This is a genomic window from Ensifer sp. 2TAB8, assembly GCF_052115125.1.
Taxonomy (GTDB): domain Bacteria; phylum Pseudomonadota; class Alphaproteobacteria; order Rhizobiales; family Rhizobiaceae; genus Ensifer.
Map to the genome: position 1 here is coordinate 88,594 of NZ_JBFRGB010000004.1, position 15,257 is coordinate 103,850.

The window sequence follows — 15,257 nt, forward strand, 5'->3', positions numbered from 1 at the left end:
GTCATGCTGAACTTTGACGAGCAGAGATTTCTTCGCATCCAGTCGGGCGCCGCCGCGCTGCGCCAACAACTCGACGAAACCATCGCGGCCTGCCTCGCCACAGGCGCTGAGAACATCTTTTTCACGGGAACAGGCGGTGCCGCCATCCTGATGCAGCCGGCTGCCCAGCTCCTTCAACGCCAGTCCCGTTTTCCCACATATATCGACCTACCGGCCGAGCTCGTCCTTTCCGGATCGGCAAACCTCAATTCAAGGTCGATCGTGGTCATTCCCTCCCTCTCCGGCACGACGAAGGAAAGTGTGGCGCTGCTCGAGAAGGCAAAGTCGGTTGGCGCGACGGTATTGACGCTCGTCGGACATAAGGACACGCCGCTCGGCCAAGGCGGCGACCACGTCTTCGTCAACTTCGCCGAGGACGACACTTCCTGCGAATCCTTCTATCTGCAATCACTCTTCATCGCGCTTTCGATCATGCACCACCGCGGAGAACTCGAAGGTTACGAGCGGATCGTGGACGAATTGGAAACCCTTCCGAAATCGCTGCTGGAGGTTAAGCGCGGCTTCGAAGCCCAGGCCGAGGATTATGCGAAGGTTCTCGCCGGCTCGAGCTATCACATCATCACCGGCGCCGGTAACGTCTGGCCGGAAGCCTTCTACTACGGCATGTGCATTCTCGAGGAGATGCAGTGGATTCGCACCCGTCCGGTGCATGCGTCCGACTTCTTCCATGGAACGCTTGAACTGGTGGAAGACGATGTCAGCGTTATCCTGTTCAAGGGCGAAGATGCGATGCGTCCGCTCGCCGAGCGCGTTCAGAACTTCGTGCCCGGCTACACGAACAAGCTTACCGTGCTCGACACGGCGGAATTCGCCCTCCCCGGCCTTTCTCCCGAAGTGCGTGGTCTCGTCGCGCCGATCGTACTTGCAACCGTGCTCGAGCGCATCAGTGCCCATCTCGAAGTGATGCGCAATCACCCTCTGACGACGCGGCGTTACTACAAGCGCGTTGCCTACTGAGCATTCGATACGTAATCGTTCGCCCGACTGTCGCACATGCGAGAACGCGTTCGCGACTTTCCATTCGCCTGCGAGGAGACGTCATGGCCACCTTTCGCCTTGCTGCCGTTGGCGACAATTGCATTGACCGTTTCCAGGCGCCGATAAGCGAGGCCTATGTCGGTGGCAACGCGATCAATGTCGCCGTCCAGTGGGCGCTTCTTGGGCACCAATCCCACTACTTCGGCGCCGTCGGCGGTGACCGCGACGGCGCGCAGGTGCGGCAGGTTCTTGAACAGAACGGCGTGCGGCTCGCAGGTCTCAAGGAGCGCAATGTCAACACCGCCTATACCGACATCGGCGTCACCCCGGAGGGAGACCGTGTCTTCCTCTACGAGGATTTCGGTGCCTGCGCCGGCTATCAACCCGACGCGGACGACCTCGCTCTCCTGAAAACCATGGATCACGTGCATATCGGCTGGCTCGACGATGGCGGCGCCTTGCGAAGGGCACTGGCAACTGCGGGCGTCAGCGTTTCGCAGGATATGTCCGTCAACGCCACCCCGGCCAACCTTGGCGTGCAAGGTCTCAGCATAGCCTTCGGCTCCGGCAGCGACGGCGATCAGGACGCAGAACGATTGGCCGGTGATTTCCTTGCTCGCGGAGCCCGGCTCGCCATCGTGACGCGCGGCGCCCTCGGTTCGCTCGCCGGCAACGGAGCCGAACTGGTGTCAACCGGAAGCCGGCCGGTCGATGTCGTCGACACCACGGGCGCGGGCGACAGCTTTATCGCCGGTTTCATTCTCGCTCACCTTCAGGGCCGCCCACTGGTCGAACGGTTGGAGGCCGGGCGCGACCTCGCTGCGCGTACCTGCACCCATGTCGGCGGGTTTCCGCAACAGCCGCACGCTCTCTAGCGAAACGACCCGCCATGTACCCGGCCCAATTCAACAGGGGCCAGGCAGACGGCGGGGCACCTCAAACCTTCGTCAAGATATTTGCGTACGGACCCTAGTCACCGGGCATTGTACCGCCCGAAGCGGGCTTCGACACGCGACTGCAGGAATTCGAGGCCGATCGACAGGATCCAGTAGATCATCGAGGCGGTGATCAGCATCTCGATGTGACGGAACTCGGTCTGCCCCTGGGTGCGGGCGAGATACATGATCTCCCAGACACCGACGACGGAGACGAGGGAGGAGTCCTTCAGCATGGCGATGAACTGGTTGCCGGTCGGTGGGATGATGACGCGCATCGCCTGCGGCATGACCACGAGCGCCATCGTCTGGTTGGGGCTGAGGCCGAGCGCGGTCGCGCCTTCGGTCTGGCCGCGCGGAATGCTCTCGATGCCGGCGCGGAAGATCTCGGTCATATAGGCGCCATAGCAGAGCGACAGCGCCAGGATGCCGGCCGGCACCGCACCGATGACGTAGCCGACCTGCGGCAGGCCGAGATAGATGATGTAGATCTGCATCAACAGCGGCAGGCCGCGGAAGAGCGAGGTGTAGAAGGTGGCGAGCCCGTAGATGACGCCGTTCTTCGACAGCTTGGCAATGGCGCCGACGAGCGCGATCAGGGTGGCGATCGCGATCGAGATCACCGAGATGTAGAGCGTCGTGACGACGCCCTGGGAGACCAGGTAGCCGATCTTCTTGGCGATGAAGGCGAAGGACAGATCGAACGAGTAGAAGAACAGCATCAAGAGCACGAAAAGCTCGACCCAGACGCCGATCACCTGGCCGCGGCGCGGCAATTGCCGCAAGGCCTTCCAGTTCGCCGCCGCGATCAGCGCGACCAGCCCGGCGCTGACCAGCCGGGCGAGCGCCGGATTGGCCTCCAGCCATTCCGTCGACGGCGGCAGCAGATGGCCGATCCAGGCGGAGCTGATGCCGAGCCCGTAGATCGCCATCGTGACGAGCGCCAGCATGAGAAACAGGCCGGACCGTCGCGCGACATCCGGATAAGTCAGTATCAGACGACCAATCATCTCAAATCTCCGGCGTTCAGGCGGCGCGCTCGCGCCACCAGTCCTGTGCCTGCAGTTTCCAGTAGGTGAGTTGGGCCACCGCCAGTCCGGCATAGCCGCCGGCCCAGACCAGGCCGAACGGCCGGAAGAGCTTGTAGCGGTCGGACTGGCCGAGAATGCCCTCGGCCACCAGCTTGCCGCCGATCGCTGTGGTGTTGAGGCCATGGCCGCCAAAGGCGGTGCAATGCCAGACACCCGGCCGCATCTCGCCGATCTGGGGCATCAGGTGGCGGGCATAGGACATCAGGCCCGACCAGGCGAGTTCGGTCTTCAGTTCCTTCAGCTGCGGATAGGTGCCGGTCATCTCGCGGCGCAATTCGGCGGCAAGGGCGGCCGGCGAAGCGGCACGGGTGGTGATGCGCCCGCCCCAGAGCAGGCGCTTGCCGCCATCGACCAGCCGGTAATAGTCGCCGGCGCGGCGGTTGTCGCCGATCGCATCGCGGGTGGCGATCGCCGACCGGATCAGCTCCGGCGCTTCCTCGCTCAGCATCACATAGGTGGCGATCGGCAGGAAGGCGCGCTGCAGCCGGCCATTGAGCGCGCCGGTATAGCCACCGGTGGTGAAGACCACCTGGCGTGCCCTGATCCGGCCGCGAGCGGTCGACACCGTCTTTTCGGCACCGTCGAGCATGCTTGCCGTTGCCGCCGAGCCCTCGTAGATCCGCCCACCCAGCCGCTCGATTTCTTCCGCCACCGCCCGAAGGTAGTTCAGCGGATGCATGTGGAAGGCCTTGGGGTCACGCAAGCCTTGGAAATAGCGCTTCGACTTCAGCACCGCGCGAATATGCTCGGTGTCGAAATACTCCAACTCGTACCCATAGTTTTGACGCATCGCATCGGCGTGCGCCTTCAAGCTGCCGCCGTCGTCATAGCGCAAGACACTGGTGATTCCGGGCTGTGCATGTGCGCTCTCGATCTTCAGCGCCGCGATCGTATCACGAACGAAATCCACGCCTTCGATCGACAGACGGTGGATTTGACGTGCACCTTCGGCACCGGCCGCACGAGCGATATTCTCGCCACCGGTCGCGAAACCGGGGCTGACAAAGCCGCCATTACGGCCTGATGCGCCGAAGCCGACGCTTTCCGCTTCGAGCACGACAACCGACTGCCCGGCGCGTGCGAGCTGAAGCGCCGTTGTCAGACCGGCGAGCCCACCGCCGACAACGACCGTGTCACATTCGATAGTTTCGGAAAGCACTGGTCTGACCTTCCGGTCGACCATCGTGTTTTTATAGTAGGTATCGGGATAGGACATGTTCTTGCGCCCTGCAGACAGCGATTAGGGGGTGCGGGCGGCACGATCTGCCGCCCCACAGACTTGTCCACTTCAGTCGGCGCTGTAGTCCTTGCCGTACCACTTGGTGGTAAAGCCTGCGAGCGTGCCGTCCTTCTTCATCTCAGCGATGAGATCGCCAATCTTCTTCGTCCACTCCGGATCGGTCTTTTCCGCGATCACGACAAGCGGTTCCTTGAACGCGTACTCGCCTTCGAGCACCTTCAGCGGATAACCGTTCTTGATGGCGTTGAGCGCGGTCTGTTCTGGCGCAATCACGGCATCGAGCCGCACGCCGTCGCCGAGGCGGAGGTCGTCGAAGGGAAGCATGGAATCGGCGAAGGTGCGGATCTCACCCGGTTCCAGCTTATATTCGATCGGCGGCAGGCCCGGCGCGTCGATTTCCAACTGACGACGAATGAAATCCTCCGAAGTCGTTGCCGTTTCGACCCCAATGACCTTGCCGTTCAAGTCGGTGACAGCCTTCGCCTTGCTGTCCTTGTGAACGACGTAGACATAGGGGCTGTAGTAATAGATGCCGGCAAAGTCGATGACCTGGGCGCGTGGCTTGGTCGGGGTGACCGAGCCGACGCCGACGTCATAACGTCCCTGCCATCGGCCGCCGGTCAAAGTGGCCCACTCCGGCGTTTCGAAGCTGACTTCGACGCCAAGGCGCTTGCCGATCTCGCGGGAGACATCGATGTCGAAGCCGACAAGCTGGTTGCTGTCGTCGAGATAGCTCTGCGGCGGCCACCCGCTGTTGGTGGCGACAACCATCGCCTTCTTGCTCATGACACGGTCGAGCGTCTCGCCCGCCTGCGCGGCGGTGGCAAGCGCCAGCGCGGCAGCGCCGACGGCGAGCTGTAGAATCAGTTTCCTCACGCATTCCTCCTGTTTGAACGTCAGCAATGGGTTCCCGTTTATGTAAGATGTCTGACAACATAAGTTAGAAAAGATCGATAAAGACGAGTCAAGGGCAGAAGCGCGCCCAACTCCATGAAACGAAGTGATGGGACCATATGTCTCCGTGATGAATGAGCCAAAGGGACGAGAGCCGCCCGAACTGCGCCGAGGCCCGGCCACCGTGTCGCCACATCGTTCTGGAAACCTTCGCCCCGCTGCGCGCCCAAGATGGGATCATCAAGGGTCGCCTGAATCGAGGTTCTCTAGTGACGGATATGCGATGTCCACCATGAAGGAATATTCCCGCCAGTTCCTGGCGCGGCAAGCCCCCGATCTCCTTACCCATCTCTACCGTTGGTCTCGCTCCAATCGTTTTCGCGGCGAGCGGCGGATCAACACCCGCGAGTTCATAGAGATGCAGTATCGCGCCCGCACGGGAAGAGAGTTGCAAGTCGACGAGCCGCGAGGGCTTAGCGAAAAGCTCAACGCGCTGAAGCTGATGCCGGCGACCGCATTGCAGACGATCTGCGCCGACAAGATCAAGGTGCGCGACTATGTTGCCGAGCGTGTCGGCCCGGATATCCTCATCCCAGCGATCCTGTCCACCTATCGGCTGAGGGATATCACGCCGGAGACCATTCGAGAGGAGGCCTTCGTCCTCAAGACGAATCACGACTTCGGCGGTGTGGTGATATGCCGTGACCGGGACACGTTCGACTGGGGTGCCGCCCGCGCCAAGCTCGCCGATCACCTGGCGTTCAACCATTGGTACCGGCATCGCGAGCCTGTTTACCGCGATATCCGGCCCGGTGTCCTGGTCGAGGCGTTTCTGGAACCGGACGCGGCCGACGGCCTTCGCGAATACAAGATTTTCTGCTTCCACGGCCGCCCACATTTCATAATGGTCATCCGCGAGAAGGACGGCGTGCGCAGCAAGACGGTCTTCGACACCGATTGGCAGCCTTTGCCGGTGCGGCGGCGCGGTGCGCCAGCTGCGGCGGACGGCATAGAACCTCCCCAATCCCTTCGGTCCCTGCTCGATATTGCGACGGAACTCGCCGCTCCATTCGCGTTCAGCCGGGTCGACCTCTACGAAAACTTCGGCCGCATCCGCTTCGGCGAGATCACCTTCTTCCCCGAAGGCGGCACAGATATTTTCGAACCTTATGAGTGGGAACTGCGTTTCGGGGACTTGCTGAGATTGCCTGGAGAGCAACCAAGAAAGGGACCCCACGCTTGATGCTGCAAAGTCTGGTTGACCAAACGATCGACAAGCGCCGCCTTCGCTTCCTGAAAAGCCACGCCCGTCGCTACTGGGCCGACAGCGCCTCGGCCGACGACCGGCAACTGGCGCCGCTGCAGCGGATCCAGGACATCCTGGCCGGTTTCGATCCGAAGGAGGCCGATTGGTATCGACAGATACGCGGCGACCTCGACGGTGTCGTGAGCAATTGCGAAAGAGAACAGCACCTGCACGGGCTGAACGGGCACTATGCCTATGTTCTCGACAACAAGGCGGTGTTCGGAGAACTCCTTGCCTCGATGCGGTTGCCGACCCCACAGATATTCTCCTGCTATTTCGGAGACCGATGGCATTGGCGGGACGACAGCCGGCGCGCCTTCGGCGATGAACTCGCGACCCATGGCCGTTTCGTCATCAAGCCGGCGCTGGGTTCGAAAGGACGTTCCGTGCAGATCGGCACGGCAATGGACCACGTCAACAATTACCGCGGCGAAGATGCGATCCTGACCAGCTTCGTGCAGCAAGCCGACTATGCGCAGACGATCTTTCCCGACGCCTTGAATACCATACGTCTGCTGATGCTGCGGGACGATGATGGCGCTCCGGTCGCAGCCGCGGCCATTCACCGCTTCGGCGGCGCCCGCTCGGTGCCGGTCGATAATTTCAGCGCCGGCGGGCTGGTCTCGAAAGTCGACCTGCAAACAGGCCGGCTATCCCGGGCCTTATCAATCGCGGACGGCAATCTTGTCCGCTATCACGATGTGCATCCGGACACGCAAACGACGATTGCCGATGTCGAGATTGCCCACTGGCCCGCGGTCCTGCGGCTTGTCGAGGATCTCGGCCGCGCCTTCCCGTATCTGCACTATGTCGGCTGGGACATCGCCGTAACGCCCGAAGGACCGACCGTCATCGAAGGCAACGCCCACCCGAGCCTGCGCTTCTTTCAGCTTTACGACCGCCTGCTCGATGAGCCGCAACTGCGTCGGATCTTTGCCCGCTACATTCCACGAGCCAAGGATGGCCCACTCTGATGGGCGCGCTCCCGATCGTCGGCGTGGTACGCCACCGCCTCTCGCTCCTGCAGCACTTCTGGGCGCTGGAGCGGCGCGGAAATCGCGGCCTTCCCAATCTGCGGCTGATGAGCCGCGGCTTCCTCTCCAACCGCGCCTGGCTGTATCCGCTCGACCGGTTCGACGGTCACCTGTTTCTGACCGACCTCGAGGCGGAGGCCCGGTTGCCGCGGCTGAACAGCACCGAAGCCATGGCGCTTCTCGGCGACAAGCTCCTGTTTCATGAATGGGTGCGCTCCGGAAGCTTCCCGGGGACCTGCCCGGAGTTGATCGGGCTCGTCGAGGACGGCCGTGCCACCGCGCCCGATGGCAGCCCGTTGCCGCGCGCCGACGTTGAAGGCCGCGCTATGATCTCTAAGCCGGTCGATGGCAGCGGCGGCCGCGGCGTGCGACGCATTTCATCAGTCGACGAGGTCGATCGGCGCGGTCGCTTCTTGCTCGAGGCCGCAGTGGTGCAACACCCTTACGCATCGGCGATCTATCCGCATGCCGTCAACACGATCCGGGTGCTAGTCGGCCATGACGAAGCGTCCGGCAAGACCATCCTGCTCGGGGCGGCCCACCGGTTCGGAACGGAACGCTCGCGGCCGACAGACAACTTCAAGGCCGGCGGGATCGTGTCCCTGATCGAACTGGAAAGCGGCACGCTCTCCGATGCGATTTCCGATGACGGCGGCCCAAGCCGAACCACGCTCCCCCGCCACCCCGAGACCGGCACTCGCATCGGCGGCATGRCCATCCCGCATTGGAACGACATCAAGACGCTGGCGCTCGCATGTACGCGCTCGATCGCGGGGCTCGCCTATGTTGGCTGGGATGTCGCCTTGACCGAGAAAGGTCCGATCGTGATTGAGGGCAATGCGGCACTCGCCAATCCCAACCTCATCCAGTTTCACGAGCCGATGCTCTTGCGCCAGGAAGTGCGCGATTTCTTCGCTGCAAAGGGCACCATCAGCCCAAACCGACTGGAGCGCATTCGCGCATCACAACGCCACAGGGCCTTCGAGGCAGGCTAGGCTCTCCGAACCACTGGTCTGCATTGGACGCGCGCCCCTGTTTATGGAGCAGACATCGTTCCGAGAATGAGTGGAATCCGCGATTTCGCCGAAGCCCAATCCCCGCGGATGACGTCAAAGACCGCCTTGAACACAAGCACAGTCTCGCGCGGATTGAAGGCCGCCCAGGCCACTCCATACACAATGACACCGATCGCAACCTGCAGGCAGAGCATCAGGACGGGCGCAAGGCCATCGATCATCCGCCCGGCAGTCCAGACGGCGCCCGCCATGATCAGCGATGGCATCGCGGCAATGAAGAGCGTGCGCAACTGCCCCAGGGGATGGAGGGCGGACACGCGATAGACCTGCATGGCGCCCACCGGCCAAAGTGCCCATTGCCTCAGCGACAGCGCGGCTGCGACGCCGACAAGGCCGTATTGGACGCCGACGAAAAGGAAGGCGACACCCAGCACGATCGACAGCACCGAAATAAAAGAGACCGAACCCATGCGCCCGAAGGCCACCAGCACGGCCGTGTTGAAGCTCGAGACCGGCGCCCGCAAGGTTCCAAGAGCGAGTACCTGCAGTACCGGGACGGCTTCGGCCCACCCCTCGCCGAAGGCCAGCGGCACGAGGATCGGTGCGATCATCGCAACGCCGAGAACGACTGGCCAGAACACCCAGGTGGTCAGCCGGACCGACGTATCGATCAGCTTGGCGAGCCGCTCGCGGTCATGCTGCAATTGCGATGCTGCCGGAAAGGCGACCGCGGCAACGGGGCCACTCAGAATATTGTGCAACTGGTCGAGCAGCCGGCGGGCAACCGCAAAAAGGCCGAGCGCTTCCGTCCCGAGCCACTGGCCGATGAACAGTCGCGGCAGGGCGTTCTGGGAGACGTAGGTCAGTCCGTTGTTCTCGACCCTGCGGGATGCAAAACGCAGCACATCGATGAGTTCCTGGCGGACAAAGCCGAAACCGGGCGACCAGCGCGCTGCGGGAATCAGCATGATCAGGTTCACCGAGCGCCGCACGATCTCCATGATGACGAGGCTCCAGATACCGGCGCCCGAAATCGCCAGCACAACGCCGACCGCGACCGCCAGCACACCCGATACCGCCCCGATGCGGGCAAGCTCGTTGAACTGCAGGCGCCGCACGAGGATCTGGTTGGGGACGCTTGCCAGCCCCGTGAGGATTGGCAGGACGAGCATCGCAAGCAGCGGCGCCTTGAGCTGCGGCGCCTCGAAGAAGGCTGCGGCCACCCCACTGCTGACACCGATGACGACTGCCGAGAGAACGGAGATGACAACCAGGGCGGCGAAGGCCGCATTGCGATGTCCGGTCGTGGCGTCCGGTTTCTGCACGACGATGTCGGCCGCGTGTCCCCCGACGAAGATTTCGGCGAAGCCGACGATCAGCAGCCCCAGAGCAAAGACACCATAGGTTTCCGCGCCGAGGATTCTCGCCAGGATGATGGTGCTGATGGTTGCAAGCAACGCCTGCGCCAATTGGCCCAATGAAGCCCAGATGGCTTGCCCGGTCAGTTTTACTGCTCGGCTCAATAGAAATGCCTTCCGTCGTTCGGCTCACGAACCACAACACCGCACGTCATGAGACGCGTTGCGGTCGATATAGCTGCGTTGCCGCAGGTCTTTGTCCTCAAAACGCGGTCGATTTAAGGACAAAGACTTTCAGCGATCGAAACGAGCCTGCATTCTATCTCACGATAGATTTTGGCTTGTTGTCGAAATTGAGGGCGGCCTGCCATTTTATCAACGCTTCACACGTTGAAGGTGCATCGATCGCCCCGAAAGAACCTTGGGGAACTGGGAAGGCGCCAAGAGGAGAGGCTGCCATTGAGGAGGAGCACAAGGCATGAAGTTATCGGACGTATCTCGCAACGGCGCCCGCATCTCCATCATTGTCCCCACCTACAATCGGGCCCAATATCTACCAGCTTCGCTCGATGCATTGTTGCCGCAGATTGGACGCGATGACGAGATTATCGTCGTCGTCGATGGCTCGACCGACGAAACGGCTGACGTGCTTGCCCGGTACGGAAACCGGATCGAGGTCATAGAGCAGGCCAATGCCGGCAAGGCGCGTGCATTGAACGCCGGGCTACAGAAAAGCAGGGGGCAGTTCGTCTGGATCGTCGATGACGACGACGTTGTTTGCCCCACGGCGCTCGGTGATCTCATGCAGGTCTTCGAGGCCGATCCATCGGCCGGCATCGCCTACGGGCGCTATGTGCGTTTCCAGCACGAAAAGGATGGCGCCGCCAAGTTCCTGGACACGGGCTACTGGAACGACTGTCCGACGAACGAATTCCTGATCGCCACGCTTGAGGATTTCTTCGTCCACCAGCCTGGCATGCTCGTCCGCCGCAGCCTCTATGACGCCGTCGGGGCATTCGATGAAGCACTGCCGCGATCCGTGGACTACGACATGCTGATCAGGCTTTCTCTCCTCGGCAAGGCGGCTTCGACCGCCAATGTCATCTTTCACCAGCGCCTGCACGACGGCGACCGGGGACCGGCGGCGAGCCGTTTCCAGGCGCAGCGACGCGATCAAAACTGGATCAGCAATGATGCGCTGATCTTCGATCGTTTGCACCAGACCTTGCCGCTCACCGACTATCTGCCGTCGCGGCGCATCGAGAGTGGCGATGAAGAGCGCAGCGCGCTCCTGCAGCGGGGTGCGATCATGGCCCGCAAGAAGCGCTGGGACATCGCCATCTCCGACTTCGGTCGCGCTCTTGAGCAAAGCCGGAGTCCGCTGACGCCCTATGAAAAGCGCATCCTCCGGCGCGCGACTGGATCGAAATACGACTGCGACGAGGTCTTCGGGAATGCCCTGATCGACGAAGGACTGCGCTCGCTCAGCGGCAGTTTTCCGCCGGGGCGCGAACTCGCCCGTTCGCTCGCCCGCGGCCTTGTCTGGAGAGCGCGCCAAGCCGCGGCGCAGGGTCAGCTCAAGCGCAGTTCGCGCATCGCCGCCCAGGCCTGTCGTTGGTCCGCCGCGTCCTGGGGCTGATTTCCAAGCGAGAGTTGTGGCCACGAACCTCGCGCGCCGATTGAAGCCGCCAGCGAAACCTGACAGGAATACGTCCGGGAGGACGGTTCATGTATTATGCAATCTTGGCTTATCACACGGCAGGCGTGGTCGAATCCTGGAGCGCGGAAGAGGACGCGGCCCTGATGTCCGACCTTCTCGAGGTTCATGAGCGCTTCGTTCAGCAGAAAGCCTTCGGACCGGCTGCGCGGCTCGGGCCTGCCGAAGGTGCGGTGACGCTCAGGGGCCAGGGCGAAGGCATCGTCACCGACGGACCTTTCGCCGAGACCAAAGAGCAACTGCTGGGCCTCTACGTCGTGGACTTTCCGACGATCGACGCAGCCATAGCGGCTGCACGCGAACTGCGGCGCAGCAATCCTACCGCGATCTACGAGATCCGGCCGATCGCCCTCTATGTTCCGGGGGCAACCTTGGAGCCTGGCACCGAGGGCTAGGAATCACGCGGCGGTAGCGCCCCGGGAGCGCCCTGGCTACCGCCCCGAACCCATTCGGATCAGCACGCAATCACGCGGAAGGTGACCAATCGCGCCTGCGCCCGGGCTGCGACGTTCACATTTGATTAACCCAGCCCGCGTGGGTGTGAACTGTAACAGAACTTACAACAAACTGACATTTCGCTTTCATGAAGCGCCGCTATGGCAGGTGTCATACCGATGACCGGTCTCCCCGAAAGAGGACCTGCTAGAAATGTTTCAGTTGAAGAGTGTAGCCCGCCAGTTCGGCAAGAAGACAGCCGTGAGTTCGGTTACCTTCGACATTCCCCAAGGGCAGATGGTCGGCGTAATCGGCCGCTCGGGCGCCGGCAAGTCGACGCTGCTGCGCATGATCAATCGCCTCGTCGACCTGTCTTCGGGCTCGATCGTCTATGACGGCACCGAGGTCTCGTCGCTTCGCGGCGCAGCGCTCCGCAACTGGCAGCGCGACTGCGCCATGATCTTCCAGCAGTTCAACCTGGTGCCGCGCCTCGACGTGCTCACCAATGTGCTGCTCGGCCGCCTCAACCACCGTTCGACGGTCTTGAGCATCCTCAACATGTTCACCCGCGAAGAACGCATCATGGCGATCGGCGCGCTGGAACGCCTCGGGATCGAGCAGACGGCCCTGCAGCCGGCCGGCACGCTTTCCGGCGGCCAGCAACAGCGCGTCGCGATCGCCCGCGCCCTGATGCAGCAGCCGAAGGTTCTGCTCGCCGACGAGCCGATCGCCTCGCTTGACCCGCTGAACGCCAAGATCGTCATGGATGCGCTGCGTGACATCAACGAGCGCGACGGCATCACAGTCATCACCAACCTTCATACGCTCGATACCGCGCGCAATTATTGCGAACGCATCATCGGCATGGCGCACGGCCGCGTCGTCTTCGACGGTCAGCCCAAGGATCTGACGGCGGCAGCCGTTGCCGAGATCTACGGCGCCGATACGGGCATCGAGGAATCGATGACCTCCACCAGCATCAACATTCCGGCGGCTGAGCCGCAGGAAGAAACGGCATCGGCCGGCCTCAAGCCGCTGGCACTGGCCGGCATCTGACGCCCGCCAGGATCGAAAGCCCGCGTCAAGGGCACCTCTTTGAAACCCAATAGATCCGGCCGAGCCGGACACACGGGAGAACCTTATGCTGAAGAAAGCTCTTCTGAGCGCCGTCGCGCTCCTCGCCCTCGTCGGCCACGCACAGGCTGAAGACCTCAAGGATTTCCGCATCGGCATCCTCGGCGGCGAAAACGAAGCCGACCGCCTGCGCAACTTCCAGTGCCTCGTCGACAAGCTGCCGGCTGCGATCGGCGTCGAGAAGGTCTCGCTGTTCCCGGCTGCCGACTATGACGGCGTTATCCAGGGCCTGCTCGGCGGCACGCTCGACTACGCCGAACTCGGCGCTTCCGGCTACGCCAAGATCTATCTGGCCAAGGCTGACGCCGTCGAGCCGATCCTGACGACCGTTCAGACCGACGGCTCGACCGGCTACCACTCGATCATGGTTGCCCGCAAGGATTCCGGCATCACCAAGCTCGAAGACCTGAAGGGCAAGAAGCTCGGCTTCGCCGATCCGGACTCGACCTCTGGCTACCTCGTCCCGCTCGTTACATTGCCGGAAGCAATCGGCGCGCCGGTCAAGGAGTTCTTCGGTGAAACCGGCTTCGGCGGCGGTCACGAAAACCTGGTTCTCGAAGTCGTCAAGGGCACCTTCGATGCCGGCACGACCTTCGGCTCGGGCGTCGGCGAATTCAAGGACGGCTACACCTCGGGCAACCTGAAGAAGATGGTCGACAAGGGCATCCTCGACATGAACGACCTGGTCGAACTCTGGAAGTCGCCGCTGATCCCCAATGGCCCGGTCGTCGTGCGCACCTCGATGAACGACGACATGAAGGCGAAGTTCAAGCAGTTCATGCTCGACCTGCCGAAGACCGACGCCGCGTGCTTCTCGGCCATCCAGGGTGGCGATTTCACCGGCTTCACCGAAGTCAACGCCGACTTCTACAAGCCGATCATCGACGCCCGCAAGGCAACGATCGGCGGCTGATAGACCGCATACCTTGGGAACGCTGGCCGCCCAAACGGCCAGCGTTTCCTTGTTTGAAGGGGTGCTCCGCGCCCATCCTCAGCGGATGTCTATCGCTTAGTTTTCACGCATTTCCTGATGGAAGGCCGCATGGCGCTTTCCTGGAAATGCCATAGAGGCCGGCGCGAGCCGGAACGATCATGGCAACTTCCCTGCTCCCGCGGCATCTGAGCGACAACGGCGCCGTCATTGAGCGCCACTGGCAGGAACTCAGTTCCCGCCGTAGGCTCTATTCCTGGCTCGGCTTCGGCGTTCTCTTCCTGGCTCTGTCGGGCTCGCTTTGGTTCGCCAACGATTCCAACGCCGGCAAGTTCTTCGATCGCCTGCCGCATTTCTTCGACTTCGTCGGCGACCTCGCGCCGCGTGACGGGCTGGAAATCTTCCGCGCCATGTTCGACCTGCCCTCGCCCWATGACGACGGCAGCTTCAAGTACAACTATCCCGAAGGCCGGCTCTACCTGACCGGGAGCTTCTACATTCCCGAATATGTGCACAAGATGCTGGAGACCGTGAACATCGCGATCTTCTCCACTGTCATCGGCACCGCACTCGGCTTCGTGCTTTGCTTCCTCGCCGCGCGCAACCTGATGCCCAACCCCTGGATCCGTGGCATCGTTCGCCGCATCATGGAGATCCTGCGCGCCTTTCCGGAAGTCGTAATTGCCGGCTTCTTCCTCGCGATCCTTTCGCTCGGGCCCATTCCCGCGATCGCTGCGGTCTCGATCCATACGATCGGCGCGCTCGGCAAGCTCTTCTACGAAGTGGTCGAAAACGCCGACATGAAACCCGACGAAGGCCTGCGCGCCGCCGGCGGCAACTGGATCGAGCGCGTCTGGTTCGGCATGGTGCCGCAGGTACTGCCGAACTTCACCAGCTATTTCCTCCTGCGCCTCGAGATTAATGTGCGCGCCTCGACCATCATCGGCGCCGTCGGCGGCGGTGGCATCGGCGAGTTGCTGCGCCTCTCGATCGGCCAGGGCCACCAGGCGAAAACGCTTGCGATCGTCATTCTGCTTTTCGCGACCATTTTCGCTGTCGACCAGTTTTCCGCCTGGCTCCGCCGTCGCCTTGTTGGCGAACAGTCCTTCCAGCTGGCCCAGTAGGTGC

At 62.3% G+C, this 15,257-nt stretch carries 14 protein-coding genes; 10 read left to right on the forward strand and 4 right to left on the reverse strand.

Annotated elements, in window-relative coordinates:
* Positions 1 to 3: 3 nt before the first annotated feature.
* Both AB4Z53_RS09980 and AB4Z53_RS09985 read left to right on the forward strand, forming a co-directional pair.
* Positions 4 to 1,017 (forward strand): SIS domain-containing protein, encoded by a 1,014-nt coding sequence (locus AB4Z53_RS09980; RefSeq protein ID WP_441595700.1) that lies wholly within the window; start codon positions 4 to 6, stop codon positions 1,015 to 1,017.
* Between the two features lie 83 nt (positions 1,018 to 1,100).
* Positions 1,101 to 1,913, forward strand: a complete 813-nt coding sequence (locus tag AB4Z53_RS09985; protein WP_113535150.1) for a PfkB family carbohydrate kinase — start codon at positions 1,101 to 1,103, stop codon at positions 1,911 to 1,913.
* Between the two features lie 98 nt (positions 1,914 to 2,011).
* Here the strand turns inward: AB4Z53_RS09985 and AB4Z53_RS09990 are convergent, their stop codons facing one another.
* The 3 genes from AB4Z53_RS09990 to AB4Z53_RS10000 form a co-directional block, all read right to left on the reverse strand.
* Positions 2,012 to 2,983, reverse strand: coding sequence for an amino acid ABC transporter permease (locus AB4Z53_RS09990; protein WP_441595701.1), 972 nt, complete (start codon positions 2,981 to 2,983; stop codon positions 2,012 to 2,014).
* Between the two features lie 16 nt (positions 2,984 to 2,999).
* Positions 3,000 to 4,280, reverse strand: a complete 1,281-nt coding sequence (locus AB4Z53_RS09995) for an NAD(P)/FAD-dependent oxidoreductase (RefSeq protein WP_441595702.1) — start codon at positions 4,278 to 4,280, stop codon at positions 3,000 to 3,002.
* A gap of 72 nt (positions 4,281 to 4,352) precedes the next feature.
* The gene (locus tag AB4Z53_RS10000) at positions 4,353 to 5,180 is read right to left on the reverse strand and encodes a transporter substrate-binding domain-containing protein (protein ID WP_441595703.1); all 828 of its coding nucleotides are present in this window, start codon (positions 5,178 to 5,180) and stop codon (positions 4,353 to 4,355) included.
* A 301-nt stretch (positions 5,181 to 5,481) separates the two neighbouring features.
* Between AB4Z53_RS10000 and AB4Z53_RS10005 the strand changes: the two genes are divergently transcribed.
* From AB4Z53_RS10005 to AB4Z53_RS10015, 3 genes are read left to right on the forward strand one after another with little or no spacing between them, the layout of a single operon-like run.
* Positions 5,482 to 6,441, forward strand: a complete 960-nt coding sequence (locus AB4Z53_RS10005; RefSeq protein WP_441595704.1) for an ATP-grasp fold amidoligase family protein — start codon at positions 5,482 to 5,484, stop codon at positions 6,439 to 6,441.
* On the forward strand, positions 6,441 to 7,478 hold the full coding sequence (locus AB4Z53_RS10010) for a sugar-transfer associated ATP-grasp domain-containing protein (RefSeq protein ID WP_441595705.1): 1,038 nt from the start codon (positions 6,441 to 6,443) through the stop codon (positions 7,476 to 7,478). The genes AB4Z53_RS10005 and AB4Z53_RS10010 overlap by 1 nt, the downstream gene beginning before the upstream one ends.
* Positions 7,478 to 8,533, forward strand: coding sequence for a sugar-transfer associated ATP-grasp domain-containing protein (locus tag AB4Z53_RS10015; RefSeq protein ID WP_441595706.1), 1,056 nt, complete (start codon positions 7,478 to 7,480; stop codon positions 8,531 to 8,533). The genes AB4Z53_RS10010 and AB4Z53_RS10015 overlap by 1 nt, the downstream gene beginning before the upstream one ends.
* A gap of 41 nt (positions 8,534 to 8,574) precedes the next feature.
* Here AB4Z53_RS10015 and AB4Z53_RS10020 read toward each other — a convergent pair whose 3' ends face one another.
* Positions 8,575 to 10,077 (reverse strand): oligosaccharide flippase family protein, encoded by a 1,503-nt coding sequence (locus AB4Z53_RS10020; protein WP_441595707.1) that lies wholly within the window; start codon positions 10,075 to 10,077, stop codon positions 8,575 to 8,577.
* A gap of 313 nt (positions 10,078 to 10,390) precedes the next feature.
* Here AB4Z53_RS10020 and AB4Z53_RS10025 point away from each other — a divergent pair, with 313 nt between their 5' ends.
* The 5 genes from AB4Z53_RS10025 to phnE all read left to right on the forward strand — a co-directional run bounded on the left by AB4Z53_RS10025 (position 10,391) and on the right by phnE (position 15,253).
* On the forward strand, positions 10,391 to 11,551 hold the full coding sequence (locus AB4Z53_RS10025; RefSeq protein WP_441595708.1) for a glycosyltransferase family 2 protein: 1,161 nt from the start codon (positions 10,391 to 10,393) through the stop codon (positions 11,549 to 11,551).
* Between the two features lie 89 nt (positions 11,552 to 11,640).
* On the forward strand, positions 11,641 to 12,024 hold the full coding sequence (locus AB4Z53_RS10030) for a YciI family protein (RefSeq protein ID WP_223728738.1): 384 nt from the start codon (positions 11,641 to 11,643) through the stop codon (positions 12,022 to 12,024).
* A 253-nt stretch (positions 12,025 to 12,277) separates the two neighbouring features.
* Positions 12,278 to 13,120, forward strand: coding sequence for a phosphonate ABC transporter ATP-binding protein (gene phnC / locus AB4Z53_RS10035; RefSeq protein WP_441595709.1), 843 nt, complete (start codon positions 12,278 to 12,280; stop codon positions 13,118 to 13,120).
* Between the two features lie 85 nt (positions 13,121 to 13,205).
* A complete protein-coding gene (phnD, locus tag AB4Z53_RS10040) occupies positions 13,206 to 14,111 on the forward strand; it encodes a phosphonate ABC transporter substrate-binding protein (protein ID WP_113535161.1) in 906 nt (301 codons plus the stop codon).
* Between the two features lie 179 nt (positions 14,112 to 14,290).
* The gene (gene phnE / locus AB4Z53_RS10045; RefSeq protein WP_441595710.1) at positions 14,291 to 15,253 is read left to right on the forward strand and encodes a phosphonate ABC transporter, permease protein PhnE; all 963 of its coding nucleotides are present in this window, start codon (positions 14,291 to 14,293) and stop codon (positions 15,251 to 15,253) included.
* Positions 15,254 to 15,257: the final 4 nt, after the last annotated feature.

What these genes read in the sequence shown, in the direction of transcription:
- AB4Z53_RS09980 (WP_441595700.1), top strand. Translation starts at nt 4, where the DNA reads ATGCTGAACTTTGACGAGCAGAGATTTCTTCGCATCCAGTCGGGCGCC.
- AB4Z53_RS09985 (WP_113535150.1), top strand. Translation starts at nt 1,101, where the DNA reads ATGGCCACCTTTCGCCTTGCTGCCGTTGGCGACAATTGCATTGACCGT.
- AB4Z53_RS10005 (WP_441595704.1), top strand. Translation starts at nt 5,482, where the DNA reads ATGTCCACCATGAAGGAATATTCCCGCCAGTTCCTGGCGCGGCAAGCC.
- phnD (WP_113535161.1), top strand. Translation starts at nt 13,206, where the DNA reads ATGCTGAAGAAAGCTCTTCTGAGCGCCGTCGCGCTCCTCGCCCTCGTC.
- AB4Z53_RS10010 (WP_441595705.1), top strand. Translation starts at nt 6,441, where the DNA reads ATGCTGCAAAGTCTGGTTGACCAAACGATCGACAAGCGCCGCCTTCGC.
- AB4Z53_RS09990 (WP_441595701.1), bottom strand. Translation starts at nt 2,983, where the DNA reads ATGATTGGTCGTCTGATACTGACTTATCCGGATGTCGCGCGACGGTCC.
- AB4Z53_RS10025 (WP_441595708.1), top strand. Translation starts at nt 10,391, where the DNA reads ATGAAGTTATCGGACGTATCTCGCAACGGCGCCCGCATCTCCATCATT.
- phnC (WP_441595709.1), top strand. Translation starts at nt 12,278, where the DNA reads ATGTTTCAGTTGAAGAGTGTAGCCCGCCAGTTCGGCAAGAAGACAGCC.
- AB4Z53_RS10030 (WP_223728738.1), top strand. Translation starts at nt 11,641, where the DNA reads ATGTATTATGCAATCTTGGCTTATCACACGGCAGGCGTGGTCGAATCC.
- AB4Z53_RS09995 (WP_441595702.1), bottom strand. Translation starts at nt 4,280, where the DNA reads ATGTCCTATCCCGATACCTACTATAAAAACACGATGGTCGACCGGAAG.